2 protein-coding genes and 1 pseudogene are annotated in these 2,376 nt (G+C 69.1%); all 3 read right to left on the bottom strand.

The genetic code is table 11. The features are described 5' to 3' along the window. Nucleotides 1–463, bottom strand: a pseudogene (locus tag ABNT58_RS00030) (radical SAM protein); the annotation flags it as partial. Then, a complete protein-coding gene (locus tag ABNT58_RS00025; protein ID WP_348751472.1) occupies nt 426–1,457 on the bottom strand; it encodes a Nit6803 family nitrilase in 1,032 nt (343 codons plus the stop codon). The pseudogene ABNT58_RS00030 and the gene ABNT58_RS00025, both read right to left, overlap by 38 nt. A gap of 2 nt (nt 1,458–1,459) precedes the next feature. Then, nucleotides 1,460–1,942, bottom strand: coding sequence for an MSMEG_0572/Sll0783 family nitrogen starvation response protein (locus ABNT58_RS00020; RefSeq protein ID WP_250195029.1), 483 nt, complete (start codon nt 1,940–1,942; stop codon nt 1,460–1,462). Nucleotides 1,943–2,376: the final 434 nt, after the last annotated feature.

The following is a 2,376-nucleotide window of genomic DNA, read 5'->3' as shown; positions in this document are numbered from 1 at the left end:
TGCGGGCCACCTCGGCCAGTTGCTCGGGCGTCTTGTGGGCGATGGTGCGGCCGGCCGCCAGCGACTGGCCGATCGCGCAAAACTTGCAGGCCTTGCGCCGGCTTTCGTAGCGGATGCAGGTCTGCAGCACCGTGGTGGCCAGCACGTCCGCCCCATGCAGCGTGGCGATGTGCGAGTAGGGCACGCCGTCCATCGTCTGCAGCGCATAAAAGCGCGGCTGCTTCGGAAAGGCGATCTGCGCGATGGGAATGCTGCCGCGCTTGAGCAGGCTGGCGCCATCGGCGCCCGGCGCCTCGGCCACGAAGGGCGACTGCCAGGCCGACGAGGTGTGCACCGGGACCATGATGGTGTGGCCGTCCACCGTCACCGCCTTGTGGTCCGACGGGCCGGCGCCGCCGCGGCGGCTGGGCGCGCCGGCGCCGGGGTCAAGCAGCCGCAGGCCGTGCGATTGCAGCTCCGTCATCAGCTGCCGGGTGGCGGGGCTGGGCGTGGCCGGGTTCAGGCTCATGTTGGCTCCTCGGTTCAATATCGGCGGGCATGTCGAACATCGTGCGGGCGGGGCGTCGGTCGATCGCCAGGCTCAGCAGCTCGGGGCGGGCGTAGTGGCCCACCGCATCCATCATTCGCTTGCGCTTGGTCACCAGCGCCAGGTCCAGGTCAGCCAGCACCATGCCTTCGCCTTCGGTCAGCGGCTCGGCCAGGTACTTGCCTTCGGGCGACACGATGGCGGTGTGGCAGCCGCCGCGCAGTGCCTGCTGCAGTGCGGGGTCGGGCGTGACCGAGCGCACCTGTGCATCGGTCAGCCAGCCGGTGGCGTTGATGACGAAGCAGCCTGCTTCCAGCGCATGGTGGCGGATGGTCACCGCCATCTGGTCCGCGAAGATGGGCCCCACCAGCGAGCCGGGAAACTGCGCGCAGTGGATCTCTTCGTGCTGCGCCATCAGCGCATAACGGGCCAGCGGGTTGTAGTGCTCCCAGCAGGCCAGCGCGCCCACGCGGCCCACCGCGGTGGGCACCACCTGCAGGCCGGCGGCATCGCCCTGGCCCCACACCATGCGCTCGTGGTAGGTGGGCGTGATCTTGCGGCGCTGTAGCTTCAGGCTGCCGTCGGCATCGAACAGCAGCTGGGTGTTGTACAGGCTGCCGTGGTCGCGCTCGTTCACGCCCAGCAGCACCACGATGCCGCGGGCGCGGGCCCGCTCGGCCACCGCCTGGGTGACCGGGCCGGGCACGACCACCGCCCGTTCGTACAGCTTCAGGTGCGGCGCGCCCTGCTGGCAGGGCGGCAGCACGAACGAGAAGTACGGGTAGTAGGGCACGAAGGTTTCAGGGAACACCACGATCTGCGCGCCGCGCGCGGCGGCCTCGTCGATCGCGCTGCACACCTGGTCCAGCGTGCCCTCGGGGCGGTCGAAGTCGGGCGCGATCTGTACCGCGGCCGCACGCACCACGCGCATGGTCACAGCGTCCAGGTGTCGAGGATGAAGGCGTTCTGCTTGCGGTGCAGCAGCACGATGTCCAGCACGTCCAGCGGGCTGATGGGGCGGATGCCTTCGATCAGCGAGCCTTCGCCGTGGCCGTACAAGGCTTGCAGCGCAAAGCGGCAGGCGTACACCTTGCCGCCTTCGGCGATGAACTTGGTGATCTGGTTGTTGAAGTTCTGGTGGCCCGGAAAGGCCTCGTCGCCCAGCGTCGGAAAGCCGCGCTTGACGCCCAGCGTCACGCCCGGGCCGTACAGCAGGATGGAGGTTTCGAAGCCCTTGCGCTGCAGCCGCGTGGCCTGCAGCAGGTTGACGAAGCCGATCGAGCCTTCGAAGGCCACGGTGTGGAAGGTGACCAGCGCCTTCTCGCCGGGCTCGGCCTTCACGTCCTCGAACACCTTCTCTTCGTAGTCGACGAGGAACTCGCCTTTCTGGTTCTGCGGCTTGGTGACTTTGGGCATGGGTGACTCCGTGGTGGGTTGCGCTTGCGGGTGGGCCGCCAGCGCCGGCGGCGCGGTGGCTGCGGTCCATTTCGCATGCGATGTGCCAGTGGTCAGGGCCGGCCATGCGATCAAGGCCCGATCAATCAAGGGCGTGGCGCCCGCGCGGCTTTGCAACTTTTTTTGTCGGAACGAGAGGGCCGCTGACGGCCCGCGCCACCGCACCGCGGCAGGGCGGCGGCAATGCGATCAATGCACCCGATCAATGGGGCTGCGCAGCCGCCTGCTGCACCAAGCAGGAACAGCCGCCCGGCCCCGTGCCCTCGCGCGCCCGCCCGGCACGGTTGATGCGATCAGCCCCCGGGTTGCATGCGATCAGCAGTACCCCCATGACCAAACCCACCGCGCACTGGCGCAAGCGCCTGGCCAGCCAGGACCGGCCGGCCTACCTGGCG

The organism is uncultured Aquincola sp. (assembly GCF_964001545.1).
Classification (GTDB): Bacteria; Pseudomonadota; Gammaproteobacteria; order Burkholderiales; family Burkholderiaceae_C; genus Aquincola.
This window is presented reverse-complemented; position numbering and strand designations above follow the sequence as displayed.

What these genes read in the sequence shown, in the direction of transcription:
- ABNT58_RS00025 (WP_348751472.1), bottom strand. Translation starts at nt 1,457, where the DNA reads ATGCGCGTGGTGCGTGCGGCCGCGGTACAGATCGCGCCCGACTTCGAC.
- ABNT58_RS00020 (WP_250195029.1), bottom strand. Translation starts at nt 1,942, where the DNA reads ATGCCCAAAGTCACCAAGCCGCAGAACCAGAAAGGCGAGTTCCTCGTC.